This is a genomic window from Pusillibacter faecalis (assembly GCF_018408705.1).
Classification (GTDB): domain Bacteria; phylum Bacillota; class Clostridia; order Oscillospirales; family Oscillospiraceae; genus Oscillibacter; species Oscillibacter faecalis.
The window spans coordinates 720,905-737,392 of sequence record NZ_AP023420.1 but is presented as its reverse complement, the minus strand read 5'-3'; the positions used below and the strand labels follow the sequence as shown (position 1 = coordinate 737,392).

Sequence of the window (16,488 nt, the reverse complement as noted above, 5' to 3'; positions counted from 1 at the left end):
GCATTTTGTATCTATGTATTCCTGTTTCGTCAAGAAGGGAAACGCAATGAGCGGCTACTATGACATCACCGACAAAGCCATCGACCTTTTGAACGGGAGGGCGGTCAAGCGGTTTGAGGACGCCAAAGACAAAGCGGCGCAGATGGGATTTGATGAACTCAATGTGCTAGAAGTCACCCAGACGATGTATGACCAGTTGCGTAAGGACAACCAAGATGTCTTTCTTGAACTGGCGCAGGAGCGGTATCAGGAGGCCGAACCGCACGGAGAGGAACCGCCTGATTTAGCATGGCTGCTGGCGCTGCTGGCGGCGTACAACGCTGTGACGAAGGTCATTTATGACAACGATGTTGACCGCAAGAGGCAGTACACCGCTGAGGGCATCAATTCCAGCACGGCCAAGGTAACGGAGTTTCGACGGGGGTTGCATTATTGGGCTGACCTGACAGCGACCTATGGGGACATCGTGACCGATGAATCTACCTTGAAAGCATACCGTGACGCCGGTGTGAAAAAGGTGCGCTGGGTGACTGCCGGTGACGAAAAGGTGTGCGCAACTTGCCGTGAGCGGAATGGGAAGATTTATTCCATCAATTCGATACCAACGAAGCCACATAGGCGATGTAGGTGTGTCTTTGAACCTGTGAGATAGGAGGAAGTTACATGGTAAAGACAAAAACCGTGGAAACCATTGAGGAATACGACGATAACGGGAAGTTGGTCAAACGAACCGTGACCGAAACGGAGGAAACGGACGATAGTCCCGTTCGCTATTCCTATCAGACTACGCCGTGTATTCCGTCTGTATGGGAGCCGTATTGCAAGACTACTTGCGAAAGTGAAGTTTAAGCGGCCCAGCCGTTTGAATATGTCCACAGAGAAATAGGAGGAAGCCGTGAAAATTAAGTGCAGAAACTTTGAAGGGGAAATCCTTTTGTTGGAGGCGAACACAAAAGAATACTACCTTTGTCAAGAACCATGGACGGTAGTTTCTTCCTATGACCTAAAATTTGTGCAAGAGACAGGAGAAATTATTGAAATTCGCGGTGTTCTTCCATCTGATTTTGAAATCGTGAAGGAATAAACTCCGTTTGAATATGGCCCCAGAGAAGGGGCGGTATAAATCTCCCAACAGCGAGAGAACGCTTAATAACCCAAGAACATAGTGAGAGAACACTTACAAAACCCAAAAGGAGAATTTACATGAAGATTTCCACTGACAGCATCCAGGGTTTCGCTGAAATGAGCGATGCCGACAAGGTTACTGCCCTGCTGGGGCTTGATGTGCCTGACCCAGTAGACTTGAACGGCTATGTGAAGAAAGAAGTTTTCGATGCCAAGGCTACCGAGGCGGCCAACCTGTCCAAGCAGCTCAAATCCAAGATGACCGATGACGAGGCTGCAAAGGCGCAGGCTGACGCGGATCGCAAGGCGCTGGAGGAAAAGTACACTGAACTGCTGCGCAAGTCCACAATCGCCGAGCATACCGCCCGTTATATTGCCATGCCGGGTTATGACGAGAAGTTGGCCCGTGAGACAGCAGAGGCGTTGTTTGACGGCGATATGGAGCGGGTCTTTGCCAACCAGCAGAAGGCCAACGCCGCATATGAGAAGAAGCTGCGGGCTGATCTGGTAAAGCAAGACCCAAAGCCTGCTGGTGCTGGTGGTGGGAACGAGGAGAAAGACGAGGCCGTGGAGTTTGCCAAGAAGCTGGGCAAACAGCGAGCCGACGCCCTCAAAAATGCAAACGAAGGGTTGAAACACTACTTTTGATTGAAAAGGAGAAAAACAGATGAAGTTTACCAAGACTTCTGTTGGTGGCACCGTTGAAATTCTGGCCGCTGACGATTTTGTGGCGATCCCCATTTGTGTCACGGAAGCCGCTGCTGTCCCTGCCGGTATGCCCATGACCGCTGCGGGCAAAAAAGTAGCGACCACCTCTTATGCTACCGCTGTTGGTATGCTGCTGTATGATGTGGACCCGACCAAGAACCCCAATGGCGCTTTGTTGGTGCAAGGGGTGGTGGACAAAAAGAAGGTTGAGTCTCACGCAAGCATTACGCTGGACGATACTTTTGCTGTGCCAGGAATTATCCTGCGTGACAACATTGGCGTGAACGAGTAAGGAGGCGTACATAATGGATTTGAGAGAAGTTTTTACCCCTGCTGCGATTGCGGCCAACTGGACTGAAGTTGCCTCCAATCAGATTCCTTACCTGGGTGCTACCCTGTTCCCTGCCCGCAAGAAGGCCGGTCTCGACTTATCCTGGCTAAAAGGTTCCCGTGGTCTGCCTGTGTCCCTGATGCCCTCCGCTTTTGATGCAAAGGCAACCTTCCGGGACCGCATTGGGTTTGAAAAGTTGGAAACCGAAATGCCGTTTTTCCGGGAGGGTTACAAAATCAAGGAGAAGGACCGGCAGGAGATGCTTCGCGTGCAGGAGTCCAGCGACCCCTATGCCGCCGAGGTAATCGCCCGCGTGTTCGATGACACCCGTGATCTGATCGACGGTGCGAATGTTGTTCCTGAGCGGATGATCATGCAACTGCTTTTCCCTGAGAGCGGCAATGTGGGCATTGCGATTAAAGCAAACGGGATGAACTACACCTACAATTATGATACGGACGGTTCCTGGAAGACCTCTAACTACACCGCACTGACTGATACAGCCACTTGGGACAAGCCCTCTACGGCTGATCCCTTTGCAGCGTTCAAGACGGTCAAAGACGCTATCCGTTCTAAGACTGGCACTGAACTGACGGTTGCCATTATGAACTCCTATACCTTTAATCTGATGGCTAAAACTGACGCCATTATGAAGCGGTATATGAGTACAAATGGTCTTACACTGGGATATCTAACTGACTCTGAGGTAAAGGCGGTTGTGGAGTCTACTTCCGGCCTGCGTATTGCCATTTACGACAAGCAGTATCGGGATGAGAGTAAAGTTGCACATCCGTTTGTGCCCAATGGCTATGTGTGTCTGATTCCTGACGGTGCGCTCGGTGGCACATGGTATGGCACTACGCCCGAGGAGGCTGATCTGCGCGGAGCTTCCAGCGCAGAGGTTTCCATCGTGAATACAGGTGTTGCGATTACCCGTATTCTTCAGGAGCATCCCGTGAACATCAACACCTTTGCGTCTGAAATCGTCCTGCCCTCCTTCGAGCGCATGGACGAGGTGGCTGTGCTCAACGTCCTGGGGGAATAATCGGGTCTGACACCTTAACGCTTTTCCCCGCGAGTCAGACCCTATTGGGGAAACAAGTGTCCGAACTGGTAGGCAATGATTTGATGGTCAAGGCGGATGGTTCCGTTACTGGTACATTTCATCATGTGACAGGATATACCGAGTTCAGTTCCGAGCTGGACGAACAGGAAGGCTATTACTTTTCCTTCCACCTGACTAAAACTGGGAGCAAAATGACCTTCAAGAAAAACGGCTCTCCTACCAAGCAGAACATTGAATTTGACCCGGACATTATTTTCCGGGTAACCAAGAACGATACTTTTGAAGTCTTGGTAGACAACCAGAGCGTTGTGACGTTTAACTTCTCTGGAGCTACATTTGAAGGTTAAGAAAAGCGGGAGGCAGCATGAAGTTTATTCCAAATTACCGCGTGTGCTATGGAGGACGATTTTATGAAGCTGGAAATCCATTCTCTATCAAAGCCGAAGACGCGGATATGATGAAACGGCACGGGACGGTGTTGGATGAACCGACGCCACCTCCCGCCGTACCGAAAAAGCCAGGAAGACCGAGGAGGGCGGACAATGGACAATCTGGCGAGGCTGAAGCTCAGAACGAATGAGCCAGACGAGGCCATTTTACGGGATTGCCTTGAAAGCGCGAAGGCGGCAATTATGGCAAGACGCTATCCATTTCAAGAATGGCCCTATGAGTTAGAGCGTAGATATCTGGATTTGCAGTTCAGGTGTGCGATGGACATCTACGCGAAAATCGGCGCAGAAGGAGAAATTTCCCACAACGAAAATGGCGTAAACCGTGGATATGAGTCCTCTTGGATTTCCGAATCGCTCTTGCAGGAAGTGACGCCGCTGGCCGGGAGGGTGACGTGATGACAGTCAATGTGCTTGGAGAAAACTACACCCTGAATTTCATCCTAGAGGAAGAGGATGAAGGGCTGAAAGAATGTGACGGCTACTGCGATGAAACCATCAAAACGCTGGTGGTGAAGCAGTATAAGCGTGGTGAGCCGGGAAGTAAGAAAGTCCTTGAGCTACAAGAGAAAAAGAACTTTCGGCATGAGATTATTCACGCATTTCTCTACGAAAGCGGCCTTGCGGAAAACTCCGCATGGGCGCAGGAAGAAGAAATGGTGGACTGGTTTGCCAAGCAGTTCCCGAAGTTGCTGGCTGCCTTTCGGGAGGTGGATGCCCTGTGAGGAGTCTCCTCCGTAACCAGCAGCCTGTGTTCTACAAGCTCTATGAGGGACAAGAGGAAATCATTGATGAATATGGGAATCCAACCGGAAGTTATATCCCTATTTACAGCTCATTGAAATCCGCTATGCTCTGTGTCTCCCCTAACAAAGGAAACTCTGAAGTGGAACAGTTTGGCTCTCTGGAAGATTATGACCGGACGGCAACCACTGCAGACACGACCTGCCAAATTGACGAAGATTCCGTTTTGTGGGTAGACGGTGCTGACACCAGCGGCCCATATAACTACATTGTGAAGCGGAAAGCTCCATGGAAGAACAGCGTCCAGTATGCTATTAAACGAGTCAAGGTCTCCGAGTACGAAGCGGAACAAAAACTGTTTGCTAGAAAGGCAGAAATTGAGGCGGCGGTGCGAAGTGCCAAAAATCAAACTGAAGCTGAACATGGACTCGATCAACCAAGCGTTGAAGGAAGTTAAGGCGTACCAGAAGAAGGTTGAGGGGGCTGGCGAGGAAATCGCAAAGCAGCTTAGCGAGATTGGCTACTCTGTCGCCTACAGCGTCATGCAGGGGCATGTGTTTTCTGGTGAGACGATTGAAAGCTTGACACTGGAGAAAAAAGGCGAAGGGCGGTATGTCCTATACGCCGAATCGCAAGCAATATTGTTCTTTGAGTTTGGCGCTGGCGTACGCTATGGTGGTGGGCATCCATGGGATGATGACTTTGGGTTTGGCCCAGGAACATATCCGGGGAACGGGCATTGGGATGATCCTAATGGCTGGTGGTTCCCGACAGATGATCCAAGGCTTGTTATAAGAAGAGACAAAAATGGTCAGGGGTGGGGACACTCCTACGGCAATAAGCCGCATATGCCATTCTATAATGCGGACAGGGCCATGAGAGACAGTCTCTTGACAGTTGCCAAAGCGGTTTTGAGATAAGGTTGGGATTTTGTGCAGTGGAGAAAGAACCCGTTTGGATTAAGCGAAACAGATTACAAGAAAATTTATAACTCTTGGTGGAACATGAAGAACAGGTGTTCAAACCCAAAGTCGCAACGGTTCTATTCTTACGGAGAACGAGGAATAACCTTGTGCGAAGAATGGATGGACTCCCAGGTGTTTATCGGATGGGCAGTAAAAAACGGGTGGAGACCCGGATTGACTATTGAACGCATCGATGTAAATAAGGGATATTCTCCTGAAAACTGCACTATTATTCCGTATGCGTTACAAGCGCAAAACAAAACGACAAACATCAGAATCAAAATAAATGGGGAAGAAAAATGTTTGTCTGAGTGGTGCAGAATATTTAATTTCCCGTTCAAAAGAGCATGGAAAAGATACCACGTGTTTGGGTATCGAGATGTCGAAACCATTTTCTATGAAGGGGATTTGAGGAGGCGGTCGATATCATAGACGCTGAGTCTCTCATTTTCTCAACAGTGGCTTCTACACTGAGAGATGCTTTCCCAGGAATTTTCGTAAGCGGAGAGTATGCAGATATACCCGCCCGCTTCCCTACCGTCACCATCATTGAGAGCGACAACAGCGTGCTTCAAAAAATGAGGACAATCGCGCCGAATTTGGAAAACGCTGTGTCGCTGATGTACGAAGTGAATGTTTATACCAACAGTGTCGGCTATAAGAAATCCGAGGCGAAAGACATCATGGAGACCATAGACAATGAGTTTTCCAAGATGGGATTCACTCGTACCATGTGTAATCCGGTGTCCAATTTGCAGGATGCCACTATTTACCGCATTGTTGCCCGGTATGAGGGCGTAGCGGACAAGGATTTTAGAATCTACACAAATTAAAAGGGCTGACAGTGCCAAGTGCCTCGTGCCAAGTGCCTCCCTAAAAACTTTTAGGAGGTACTATTTTATGGCAGGAATCCAACTTAGCACAGCGGGCGTTACTCTGTGGTACGCTGCAGAGACTGCGGCAGGAACGCGCCCTACAACAGGATATGAAAAGATTTCCGAGATCAAGAGCATTCCGGAGCTGAACCCGGAACCCGACAACTTAGAGACCACCACGCTGGAAGAGACGGAGTGGAAAACCTATATCCCCGGTTTGAAGGACATCGGCGGTGCGCTTTCCTTTACCGCAAATCTGACCGAAGTTTCTATGACTGAGTGGGAGGGTGTTGTGGATGCTTACGACACAGCAGCAGCGGACAATAAAGCTACCTGGTTTTGCATCGTAATTCCCGGCCTAACAAAGGCGCTATATTTTACCGGGCAGCCCTCTCCGATGGGCATGCCGGCCATGGAGGTCTCCGCTGTTCTGGAGACGACTCTTTATATCACCCCGACCGGAGCTCCCCAGTGGGCAGCCAAGCCTACTGATCTGGAAAGCATGAGTCTTGATGTTTAATAGGAGGCTATAACATATGAGCGACAACATCATCAATATTCAGGACCGGGTGCAGCCTGTTCGTGTCATCGACAATAAGACTGGGACGGCGTATGAGCTTGATTTTAACAGAGAGAGTGTTAAGTTTGCTGAGAATCGTGGCTTTAAGGTAGACGAGCTGACAGTGTTCCCGGTGACTAGAATCCCGGAGCTGTTCTACTATGCTTTCCGAAAAAATCACAAGAATGTAGCTCGGTCTCAGACTGATGCCCTGCTGGATGGTATGGGCGGCATGACGAGCGCATTTCTGGAGCGGTTGATGCAGCTTTATAATCAGGCTGCGCTTACTCACTTGATCTCTACTGACGAGGACTCCGCAAAAAACGCGGAGGTGACTGTGGAGCTATAAAAGGCCCACAGTCGTACACAGAACTTTTTGAAGCGGATTGCCCCTACTATCTGTCCATTGGCATGACCTGGGAACAGTATTGGTATGGAGATGTATGGATGGTAGAGGCGGCCCGCAAGGCAAATAAACTCTGGATGCAGCGCGAAAATTCAAAGGCACATCTGCTTGGGATGTACATTTATGAAGCGTTGTGCGATGTGTCTCCTGTGCTGCAAGCATTTGCGAAAAAGGGGACAAAGCCAATTCCGTATCGGACAAGGCCATACGACATAGGAAATGAATCAAAGCCGCAAGCCGAGAAAGATCAAGAGGCCGAGAATGAAAGATTAAAAGCACAACTATTTTTCAGGAACTGGGCGCGAGCAACAAAGAAGCACTTTCAAGCATCCAAGTCCGGAAATAATAAGACGGCACCCGAAACAGGCACCGTCTGAGGCATTCATTACTGAGCTTTTTTCAATTCTTCAATTTGCCGGGTATGTATAGCCACCGTCTTTTCAAGATCATCCACGCGATCTTCCATAATGTCCATAGCTTCTTGCGGGATCAACTTCTTTTCAATATCGTCAAGGCGTTCTGAAAGAGCTTGGAATTTGGGGTCAAAGTAAGATTCCATCATGACCATCATGCGCCGTTCGGATTCTCTAACCTTAGAATCCATGGTGGTTATCATGCGTTGTTCGGAGTCTTTGATTTTAGAATCCACGACAACGCCGACCTCGCTGATAATATCTTCCTTTTGCTGAGACATCAATCTTGCAAGCATTTCAATGTCCTGTTCATCTAACATCCCGCTCACCTCTTGGTAGCTATTATACGGGATGACCGGATAGCTGTCAAGAAATTGAACCTTGAAAACTTCATATTGGAACGGATGAGATTTTGATTGCCTCCTCCCCTGGATTGTGGTAATATTTGGGGAAGGAGGGATGAAGCGATGGGAACAGTACTTTTTGGGTGCTTATTGTCTGGTGCTTTAGGTACAATTGTTTGTATATTTTTATTTATTTGGAAAGTTTTTGCGAAATTTAATTCGAAATGGTTCTTTGCGGTTTTCTCATTTTATCTGATAATATTGTTGGCTAGCATGTACTTGTTTGTGAATCCATATGTTTATGTGGACTATATTTTATCTTTGGTTGTTTTTGTGGTTCTGTATATTCCTTGTGTATGGTATTCTATTTATCTCAATAAATGCTATTACTTATCAACCCCTGAACGAAAAGAAAAGTATATGCGGAGAAAAGAACAATTAGAAGAAGGCAGGAGAAAAAGAAAAGAAAACGAGCAACTTTCTATGAAAATAGAAAAAGTGTTTATTATCGGGAATGATTCCAAAAGTAAAACGGGCAGTGCGGCCAGCCGCGCTATCGTCGGGGATATCTTGGCAGGCGGGGTTGGTTCGATAGTTGGTGCATCGACAGCAAAAAAATCAGGAATGACAAAGTTTCTCATAAAATATGCTGATGGGCACAAAACTGTAGAAACAGTAAAAGATAATAGCATTAGATTTCGAGAACTTATTAAATATGTAGAAATGTAATAACATAAACACCCTCCGCTCCACTCGGAACGGAGGGTAAATTTTTTTGGAAAACCTCTTGACTTTCGGTAGTGCATAATATATTATATAAGCACGACCAAAAGTGAGGTGATTTGAATGTCCCCGAGGACAGGTCGACCGCCGAAAGGTGAGCAATCAAGAACTGGGAAAATCACAATTCGAGTTTCAGAACAAGAGGCACAAAAAATTCAAGAATGTGCTGACAAAATGAACTCAACTCGAACAGATGCAATAATGGCAGGAATTGATTTGCTCAAAGCGGATTTAGACAAAAAATAGAAGTAGCCCGCCACCGTGGAAAGTTTCGGACTACTTCAATCACCAGAGGTTTCCCACTGGATAAATCTATTCTATCACAGAGGGAACCTTTAATCAACAGGAGGTTTCCATGAACGAGAAAAGCACAATCAAAGAACTGCTGTCACAGTTGGCAAACAATGAGCATTGGGTAAAGACGATAGTCGCTACTTATCTTGGCGTAAAACCGGAACAAATAGTCATTATGGTGAAAGGAGAAGATTAGTAGCGGTGTACTGCATTTACAAGGTAACAAATAAGATAAACAACAAAGTTTATATTGGGAAAACGAAAGATTTTGAACGTAGGAAAAAAGAACACTTAGCACACAAAACTAATCATTTATTTTCTAGAGCATTACATAAATATGGAGAAGATTCATTTCTATGGGAGATTATTGAAGCTGATATAAATACCGTAGAAGAAGCAAGTGATAGAGAAAAATTTTGGATAAAAAAATACAGGTCTTATTTCAGATGGGATGGGGCCAACGGTTACAACATGACTCCAGGTGGAGATGGTGGAAGTTGCTGGAATGTAAGAAAAGTTGCATCATATTCTCTCTCTGGGCATTTTTTAATGGCATTTGATACAGTTTCAGATTGTGCAAAATACTACAATATATTTGAAACAACTTCGATTAGTGTTGTTTGTAACGACAACCATAGATCATGTAAAGGGATGATGTTTCGATATTTTGATGATACCCCAGAAGTGAAAATAGAACCATATAAATTTGATAACCACAGGAAAGTTCCGATTTGTAAACTAAATAAAGATGGACATCTTATTAAAAGATATGACGGTATTGTTGATGCAGAAAAAGATGGGCATAGACATAGCGGAATTGTTGCGTGTATTTTAGGAAGATATAAAACTTCAGATGGATATGTATGGTGCTATGAAAAGGATTTATGCTCTTATATTGGGATAAAAGCAAAACCAATATCAAGGATTCATGTAAGACAGTATTCGTTAGACAATAATTTTATTGCATCATTTGAAAGCTGCGCAGAGGCAGAAAGACAAAATGGGCTACCAAAGGGGAGCTACAAAAAAATACATAGAGCGTTGTCGTCAAAATCACACATCAGTCATGGGTTTAGATGGCTTCCGGCATAACATACAAATAGAAAATAGATAAGAAAATAATAAGAATCGAATTCCCATCCGTTCCAATATGAAGCGGATGGGATATTTTTTTGAGTGCCAAGTGCCACAGTGCCGAGTGCCAAACATTGAAAGGTGGTGGCAACATGGCCGTTAATATCGACAGCCTGCAAATTGAAATTGAGGCAACATCAAGCGAAGCTGCGAAACGAGTGCAAGATTTGGCGGATGCTCTGACCAACTTGAAAGCAGCGTCTAAAGGCGGAGCCGGACTAACGACCGTATCAAAGCAGCTTCAAGTGCTTGCGTCTGCCGCAGCCAGTTTGAACAACACAGGAATTGGCAAGTTAAAAGAACTAGCACCAGCACTAAATAGTTTATCCTCTATTCAGAAATCTAGCGGATTAAATTCAACTATCAATGCTCTCAAAAAGCTGCCGGAAGTCAGCGCTTCTCTAAAAGAAGCGGACCTTGGAGAGTTTGCAACCCAAATGAATCAAGTTGCCTCTGCTGTTCGACCGCTTGCCACAGAGATGCAGAAAGTATCTAATGGTTTTTCAGCTTTCCCGATAAGGATTCAGAAGATCATCCAAAGTAATGCGGGACTGGCTGCGTCTAATAATAAAACGGCAAAGAGTTTTGGCGTGCTTGGCAGCGGAATCAGCAGCGTACAGGCGAAGTTCGGAATTTATTCAGTAGTTTTTCAACAGATCGCAAAGATAGCGTCCAGTTGGGTCAAAGAGAGCAACGATTATGTTGAAAACTTGAATCTATTTACGGTAGCGATGGGTGACGCAGCTGAAAGTGCCCTTGAGTACGCTGAAACAGTAAGAGATGCCGTTGGCATTGACCCCTCTGAGTGGATTAGAAATCAGGGCGTATTTAAGCAAATTACAAGTGGGTTTGGCGTGATGGAGGAAAAGGCAAACCTCATGTCACAAAACCTGACACAACTTGGGTATGATATTTCTTCTTTCTATAACATCTCTATTGAAGAGGCTATGGAAAAGCTGCAATCTGGTATAGCCGGAGAGATTGAACCGCTTCGGCGTTTGGGATATGCAATCGATGTTGCGACACTTCAACAGGTTGCGTATGAACACGGGATTCAGCAAAGCGTTAATACCATGAACCAGGCCCAAAAGTCTCAGCTCCGCTATATTGCGATCATGGAGCAGAGCGGGAACGCTATGCAGGACCTTGCTCGTACTTCCATGACGCCTTCAAATGCTTTGCGCATCTTGAATCAGCAGATCACTCAGCTATCTCGTGCGCTTGGCAATCTTCTGATTCCGCTGCTCCAGAAAATTATCCCGTGGGTACAAGCATTTGTAGAGGTTATCACAGATGCTATTCAGGCACTAGCAGTTTTCTTCGGCTTTGAGTTGCCAACCATTGACTACTCTGGGATGGACGGAATCGCGTCAGGTGCAAACGATGTGGAGGATGCTATTTCCGGAGCCACCGGTGCGGCAAAAGAGATGAAGAAGGCCCTTCTTGGAATCGACGAACTGACCATTTTAGAACCAACCAAAACAGGAGGAGCAGGCGGTGCCGGTGGAATTGGAAACGGTGATCTTGGGCTGGAACTTCCGGAGTATGACTTCCTTGCAGGCTTAAAAGAACAGACAGATGACCTGAAAACCAGAATGAAAGACCTGCTGGAAAATTATATCATTCCGATTGGTGCCGGTTTAGAAGCCTGGAGAATTGCAAAGACCCTGATACCAGACCTGAGACTTCTGCAAGGTATTTTGGGAGCAGGTTTAATTGCAGTCGGAGTTTCGCTTTTGATTGACAGCATCCAAGATATCATTATTAGCGGGAAATTGACATGGGAAAACATCCTGACCGGTGCTGCTGGCGGTGCTGCTGTTGGCGGTGGTCTTGGATTCATGCTGGCAAAAAAACTTGGACTTACCTGGGCGCAAGGAATGCTTACTGGAGCCGTTATTGGAGTCGGTCTGTTTTTGTTAATTGCCGGTATCACTGCGCAGGTCGCAGAAGGAGTTAGTATCAAAAATGGCCTTATTTCAGCAGTAGGCGGAGCATTGGCTGGAGCCATCCTTGGGCGTTACTTGTCTTTCAAGAAAAGCCTCAATCCTGCAAGTGGTCTAATCGGTGGATTGGTTGCCGGTGTAGGTTTGTCTCTCCTGATTTCTTCAATAATTTCGATTGCCCAAAATGGACTGAGCATTGGAAACGGTATTATGGGAGCCATTGGCGGAGCATTAGCAGGTTTTGGAATTGGCGCAATAGTGGCTGGTGGTCCTGGCGCGGCATTCGGACTGATTATTGGCCTAGGTGTGTCTCTTGTAATTGAAGGAATCACAGCGCAAATTAGCTCTGGTGCAGCGAGCCTTAGCGGAGGACTTATGACCATTCTTGGCTCTGCCCTGGCAGGGGCTGGAATTGGGTCCGTTATTCCGGTCATTGGAAGCGCTGCCGGTGCTGTTCTCGGGCTTGGCGTTGGTGTCATTCTTGAAATCGTCGGAATCAAGGAAGCGGGAAAGGCCGCTTACGAAGCAACAGAAGATTTTAAGGTTATGGAAAACATCCTGGATAGGTGTGCCGATGCTTCTGGAAGAGCTGACGCCGCGATGGACAACCTTAAATCTGGTGTTGAAAACCTTGATAGTATATCTGTTGATTTCCTTACAGCAAATGCACTTGCGGATGCAATTTTCGATATTAACGAAAAAGCAAATGCAACCCCGTATGAATTGCAAAAGATGGCTGTCATGGTGGACACCCTAAACTCCATGAATATTGATGGGTTAAATCTTTCGCTAGATGAGACCGGGAAAATCGCAAATACATCCAGAGCGGAAGTAAAAAAACTCATCGAGTCTCTTGAGCAGGAAGCCAAAATGGAAGCTATGCGCGATATTTTGGTTCAAAGCTATAAAGATCAGTACCAAGCCATAGTCGATGCAGAGAGGGCGACACGAGATTATACCGCAGCAACGCAAGCACTTGATGATGCAAATAGAGAACTCTACAATACACCTTTACTTGATCTGACAAAGCGAGCTGAGATTAAAGCGGCAATAGATAAAGAAACAGAGGCCGTAAATGCTTCCAGAGATGCCTACAACGACGCGAAAACAACACTTAATGAACTAGACGGGACCATTGACACATTCTTGGGTCAACTCGTCAATCTTCAAACAGGCCAGGGAGACCTTAAAGACAGCACCTATGATTGGGCCGATACGCAAAAGACTCTGCTCCAAGATGCTGGCATTGATATTCAGGCATACAGTGCGATTGTAGATGAGTCTTTTGGAGACTTGCCAGAACGCATGCGAGACTATGGTGGAAGTTCGATTACGGAATTTCAAAGCGCTATAGATGCAAATACACCTGCGCTGAAAAACACCATGAAAGATTTGGGTGTTGATGTATCAAATGAGTTGGTGTCTGGAGCAAACTCTGTTGATATTGCAACAAAGGGCGTTGGAATTGGCGTTGCATTAGGTGATGGTGTTGCGTCAGGAATTGAAATCAGCACGTCTAAGGTAGCAAAAGCGGCTGAAAAAATGATTAGTACTGCAAACTATCGTGCCAAGAACGCTGCAAAGATTCATTCTCCTTCAAGACTCTTCAGAGACGAGGTTGGCTTAAACATTGGACTTGGCGTAGCGGTTGGACTGGAAGATAGCAAATATGCCATCCTTTCTGAAATGTCCAGCATCAATCGCGAAATGGAAAATTTGTTTACATCGGGTGCGTTTAACCAAATGCCGACGACATTCTCTGTTAAACAAACGAGCAGCATCAACCAAGAACTCGCAAACACGGTGATGCTGAAAAACGGAAGGGAAAGCCAGCAAGAGGACAACATAAATCTGGTAAACACGCTTTATGCGGTTACACAGCAGATCATTTCCGCCATTGAGGAAAATGGTGTTGACGTTTTTGTTGATGGAGACGGAACTACGCAGCAAAACCGGAAGAATCGGATGTACGGAAAGACGCTCCAACGCGTATAAGGAGGCAAATGGATGGTACTGAAAATTGACGGAACCGACATTGTTCCTTATATCGCGTATGGAGGGTTGAAGTGGCAAAGATCAGATGTGGACGGGGAAGGCGCAGGCCGCATGCTGGACGGAACTTTGGAGCGGAACCGCATGGCAACAAAGATTCGGCTGGATGTGACCTGCCGCCCCCTCAAAGCGGCTGAGGCAAGTATTGTACTTTCCTCTATTATGCCGGAATGGATTTCGGTTACATATTACGACCCGCAAATGGGGAGTACGGTTACAAAAACCATGTATGCAAACAATAACCCGGCATCCTACCTTATCAAACATCCGGACGGGACAGAGTGGTGGAGCGGGATTACATTTCCGTTGATTGAGAAGTGAGCTATGCGATATAAAGTTGTTATTGACAAAACAGAGTACACCGATGTTGACATTCAATCCGGGAACATAGAGCGGCCACTTTTTGATGAACTCGGGATTGGAAATGCTTGCATGGCGATGTTAAAAATCGTGTTCAAGCAAAAGTCGGTTATCCCAAGAATGGCAAAGATGATTCCTTATGCACTGGTCAATAACCAATGGGAGCAGCTTGGCGTATTTTACCTGGATGAACGGTCAATAAAGCCGACCGGAATCATGACAGTGGTTGCCTATGACTCTATGCTGAAAGCGGACAAAATATGGGTTCCAGATCAGTCTTTGGAGTTCCCCATGCCGATGCCGGATTCCGTTGGTGTAATTGCCGACCTTATGGGCATCCAGGTTGATAGCAGGACTGTGTTGAATCCGGCCTATACGATTGATTATCCGGCAAATGACTATACGCTGCGGGATGTTTTGAAGTTTATTGCCGTTGCGCATGGCGGAAACTGGACGATCACTCGCGAGGATAAACTACTCCTTGTGCCGCTGGTCGGAAGCATGCCTCCAGAAACAAACCATTTGGTGACGGAAGACGGGGACGCTATCACCTTTGGAGGTGACAGAATCTTAGTATGAATGGAAAGCATTACATAGGGGCGAAAGCCTTGTCTCTTACAAAGTATGAGCCAGCTCCGCCGATCAGTAAGATCATCCTCCTGCTAGATGACAACAATTATTACGAAGCAGGAGACGACACCGGAACTGTAATTGAAGAACCATGCCCTTATGCTACACAAGAAATGGCGAACACGCTTCTGGCTGCGCTGAAAGATTACGAGTATCAACCCGTGGATGCGGATGGGGCGAAGCTGACACCACTTGCTGAACTTGGAGACGGCATAACAGTTGGCGGGTTATATAGTCAGCTGGCTTATCAGAATATCCGGTTTAGCACAGGGGAGGTCATGGACGTTTCCGCGCCTGGAAGCACAGAAACGCGGCACGAATATAAAACGGAAGGCGAGACTACCAGGACCTTTGACCGCAAGATCGCAGAGACCCGTTCCACGATCACAAAAACGGCGGAAGAAATCCGTTTGGAAGTAGAAAACGAAATTGAAGGTCTGTCGTCCAGCATTTCCGTTCAGTTGGACAGCATTACATCCACCGTGCAGGGGTTGAATGGACAGGTTTCCACAATCTCGCAAAAGGTGAACAACATCACACTCACAGTGCAGAACGGCACGGACCGCTCGTATATTGATCTCTCTGTGGGCGGCGTTACGGTTGCCTCGCAGGTCATTCGATTTACTGGGGATGTGGTGTTTGAGTCCAGCCTGACCGACGGCTCCACCATGATTTCCGGAGACAACATTTTGACTGGCGAGGTCTCCGCAGAATATATCCGGCTGGGCGGAGAAATGGCAGTCTATGAGAGCCTTAGTTCCAGGGCTGACCTGGGCGGCTATATCGGGTATGTGACCAGCTACGATTACAACGGCTCCCGCACCTATGGGATGGGTATGATTGAAGCTGTCAGTGAAAATCAGGTAGTTGCTACCAGCGGCGGCGTTCGTATGACCACCGATAATGGCGAGGTCGTTGTGGCAACCAATATTACACTGGACACCCGAAATGCCGTCAATGTGTACGCAAACCGCTTTACATCAGATGTGGAGCTGAATGTGACTTCTGACCGAAACGCAAAGGATGACATTCGGTATGATGTTGCCGAAAAGTATATCTCCCTGTTTGACCGGCTGAACCCAGTGAGCTTTCTCTATAAAGGGAAAGAAGCCAAGCGCCACCTGGGCTTTATCGCACAGGATGTGGAGGATGTTTTAAATGAAATCGGGATGCCACTGGATGATTTCGCGGCCTTGTCCGTAGATGACGAGGGGCGGTATGGCCTTTCTTATGGAGAGTTTGTCGCGGTACTGACGGCGAAAATTCATCAGTTGGAACAACGATTGAAAGCTTTGGAGGGCTGA

At 46.9% G+C, this 16,488-nt stretch carries 23 protein-coding genes; 22 read left to right on the top strand and 1 reads right to left on the bottom strand.

Annotated elements, in window-relative coordinates:
- Nucleotides 1-46: 46 nt before the first annotated feature.
- From KJS55_RS03775 to KJS55_RS03705, 15 genes are all read left to right on the top strand, one after another.
- Nucleotides 47-652, top strand: coding sequence for a minor capsid protein (locus KJS55_RS03775; protein ID WP_213542694.1), 606 nt, complete (start codon nucleotides 47-49; stop codon nucleotides 650-652).
- Nucleotides 653-663: 11 nt separating this feature from the next.
- Complete coding sequence (locus KJS55_RS03770; RefSeq protein ID WP_213542693.1) at nucleotides 664-849, top strand: hypothetical protein; 186 nt, start codon at nucleotides 664-666, stop codon at nucleotides 847-849.
- A gap of 46 nt (nucleotides 850-895) precedes the next feature.
- The gene (locus KJS55_RS03765; protein ID WP_213542692.1) at nucleotides 896-1,084 is read left to right on the top strand and encodes a hypothetical protein; all 189 of its coding nucleotides are present in this window, start codon (nucleotides 896-898) and stop codon (nucleotides 1,082-1,084) included.
- A gap of 119 nt (nucleotides 1,085-1,203) precedes the next feature.
- A complete protein-coding gene (locus KJS55_RS03760) occupies nucleotides 1,204-1,773 on the top strand; it encodes a hypothetical protein (protein WP_213542691.1) in 570 nt (189 codons plus the stop codon).
- Between the two features lie 19 nt (nucleotides 1,774-1,792).
- Nucleotides 1,793-2,125, top strand: coding sequence for a hypothetical protein (locus KJS55_RS03755; RefSeq protein WP_213542690.1), 333 nt, complete (start codon nucleotides 1,793-1,795; stop codon nucleotides 2,123-2,125).
- 13 nt (nucleotides 2,126-2,138) lie between these two features.
- Nucleotides 2,139-3,209, top strand: a complete 1,071-nt coding sequence (locus KJS55_RS03750) for a major capsid protein (protein ID WP_213542689.1) — start codon at nucleotides 2,139-2,141, stop codon at nucleotides 3,207-3,209.
- 56 nt (nucleotides 3,210-3,265) lie between these two features.
- Nucleotides 3,266-3,577, top strand: coding sequence for a hypothetical protein (locus tag KJS55_RS03745; protein WP_228300452.1), 312 nt, complete (start codon nucleotides 3,266-3,268; stop codon nucleotides 3,575-3,577).
- 195 nt (nucleotides 3,578-3,772) lie between these two features.
- A complete protein-coding gene (locus KJS55_RS03740) occupies nucleotides 3,773-4,078 on the top strand; it encodes a hypothetical protein (RefSeq protein ID WP_213542688.1) in 306 nt (101 codons plus the stop codon).
- Nucleotides 4,078-4,404, top strand: a complete 327-nt coding sequence (locus KJS55_RS03735) for a hypothetical protein (protein ID WP_213542687.1) — start codon at nucleotides 4,078-4,080, stop codon at nucleotides 4,402-4,404. The genes KJS55_RS03740 and KJS55_RS03735 overlap by 1 nt, the downstream gene beginning before the upstream one ends.
- On the top strand, nucleotides 4,401-4,880 hold the full coding sequence (locus KJS55_RS03730) for a hypothetical protein (RefSeq protein ID WP_213542686.1): 480 nt from the start codon (nucleotides 4,401-4,403) through the stop codon (nucleotides 4,878-4,880). The genes KJS55_RS03735 and KJS55_RS03730 overlap by 4 nt, the downstream gene beginning before the upstream one ends.
- Nucleotides 4,819-5,343, top strand: coding sequence for a hypothetical protein (locus KJS55_RS03725; protein WP_213542685.1), 525 nt, complete (start codon nucleotides 4,819-4,821; stop codon nucleotides 5,341-5,343). Before KJS55_RS03730 ends, KJS55_RS03725 begins: the two co-directional genes overlap by 62 nt.
- A gap of 611 nt (nucleotides 5,344-5,954) precedes the next feature.
- Complete coding sequence (locus KJS55_RS03720; protein ID WP_213542684.1) at nucleotides 5,955-6,221, top strand: hypothetical protein; 267 nt, start codon at nucleotides 5,955-5,957, stop codon at nucleotides 6,219-6,221.
- Nucleotides 6,222-6,288: 67 nt separating this feature from the next.
- Nucleotides 6,289-6,783 carry a hypothetical protein gene (locus tag KJS55_RS03715; RefSeq protein ID WP_213542683.1) on the top strand — a complete coding sequence of 165 codons (495 nt, stop codon included), beginning with the start codon at nucleotides 6,289-6,291 and terminating at the stop codon, nucleotides 6,781-6,783.
- Nucleotides 6,784-6,799: 16 nt separating this feature from the next.
- Nucleotides 6,800-7,171: a DUF5055 domain-containing protein gene (locus KJS55_RS03710; RefSeq protein ID WP_213542682.1), complete on the top strand. Its 372-nt coding sequence runs from the start codon at nucleotides 6,800-6,802 to the stop codon at nucleotides 7,169-7,171.
- A gap of 98 nt (nucleotides 7,172-7,269) precedes the next feature.
- The gene (locus KJS55_RS03705) at nucleotides 7,270-7,605 is read left to right on the top strand and encodes a hypothetical protein (RefSeq protein ID WP_213542681.1); all 336 of its coding nucleotides are present in this window, start codon (nucleotides 7,270-7,272) and stop codon (nucleotides 7,603-7,605) included.
- Between the two features lie 8 nt (nucleotides 7,606-7,613).
- On the opposite strand, the gene KJS55_RS03700 is transcribed toward KJS55_RS03705, so the two are convergent.
- Nucleotides 7,614-7,961 carry a hypothetical protein gene (locus KJS55_RS03700; RefSeq protein ID WP_213542680.1) on the bottom strand — a complete coding sequence of 116 codons (348 nt, stop codon included), beginning with the start codon at nucleotides 7,959-7,961 and terminating at the stop codon, nucleotides 7,614-7,616.
- Nucleotides 7,962-8,108: 147 nt separating this feature from the next.
- On the opposite strand from KJS55_RS03700, the gene KJS55_RS03695 reads away from it, so the two are divergent.
- The 7 genes from KJS55_RS03695 to KJS55_RS03670 all read left to right on the top strand — a co-directional run bounded on the left by KJS55_RS03695 (nucleotide 8,109) and on the right by KJS55_RS03670 (nucleotide 16,488).
- Entirely contained in the window at nucleotides 8,109-8,714 is a 606-nt protein-coding gene (locus KJS55_RS03695) for a hypothetical protein (protein WP_213542679.1), read from the top strand.
- A gap of 409 nt (nucleotides 8,715-9,123) precedes the next feature.
- Nucleotides 9,124-9,258 carry a hypothetical protein gene (locus KJS55_RS17470; protein ID WP_283093698.1) on the top strand — a complete coding sequence of 45 codons (135 nt, stop codon included), beginning with the start codon at nucleotides 9,124-9,126 and terminating at the stop codon, nucleotides 9,256-9,258.
- A 5-nt stretch (nucleotides 9,259-9,263) separates the two neighbouring features.
- Nucleotides 9,264-10,154: a GIY-YIG nuclease family protein gene (locus tag KJS55_RS03690; RefSeq protein ID WP_213542678.1), complete on the top strand. Its 891-nt coding sequence runs from the start codon at nucleotides 9,264-9,266 to the stop codon at nucleotides 10,152-10,154.
- A 134-nt stretch (nucleotides 10,155-10,288) separates the two neighbouring features.
- Nucleotides 10,289-14,137, top strand: a complete 3,849-nt coding sequence (locus tag KJS55_RS03685) for a phage tail family protein (RefSeq protein ID WP_213542677.1) — start codon at nucleotides 10,289-10,291, stop codon at nucleotides 14,135-14,137.
- A 12-nt stretch (nucleotides 14,138-14,149) separates the two neighbouring features.
- Nucleotides 14,150-14,515, top strand: coding sequence for a DUF6711 family protein (locus KJS55_RS03680; protein ID WP_213542676.1), 366 nt, complete (start codon nucleotides 14,150-14,152; stop codon nucleotides 14,513-14,515).
- A gap of 3 nt (nucleotides 14,516-14,518) precedes the next feature.
- On the top strand, nucleotides 14,519-15,133 hold the full coding sequence (locus tag KJS55_RS03675) for a hypothetical protein (RefSeq protein ID WP_213542675.1): 615 nt from the start codon (nucleotides 14,519-14,521) through the stop codon (nucleotides 15,131-15,133).
- A 29-nt stretch (nucleotides 15,134-15,162) separates the two neighbouring features.
- Nucleotides 15,163-16,488, top strand: a complete 1,326-nt coding sequence (locus KJS55_RS03670; RefSeq protein WP_213542674.1) for a tail fiber domain-containing protein — start codon at nucleotides 15,163-15,165, stop codon at nucleotides 16,486-16,488.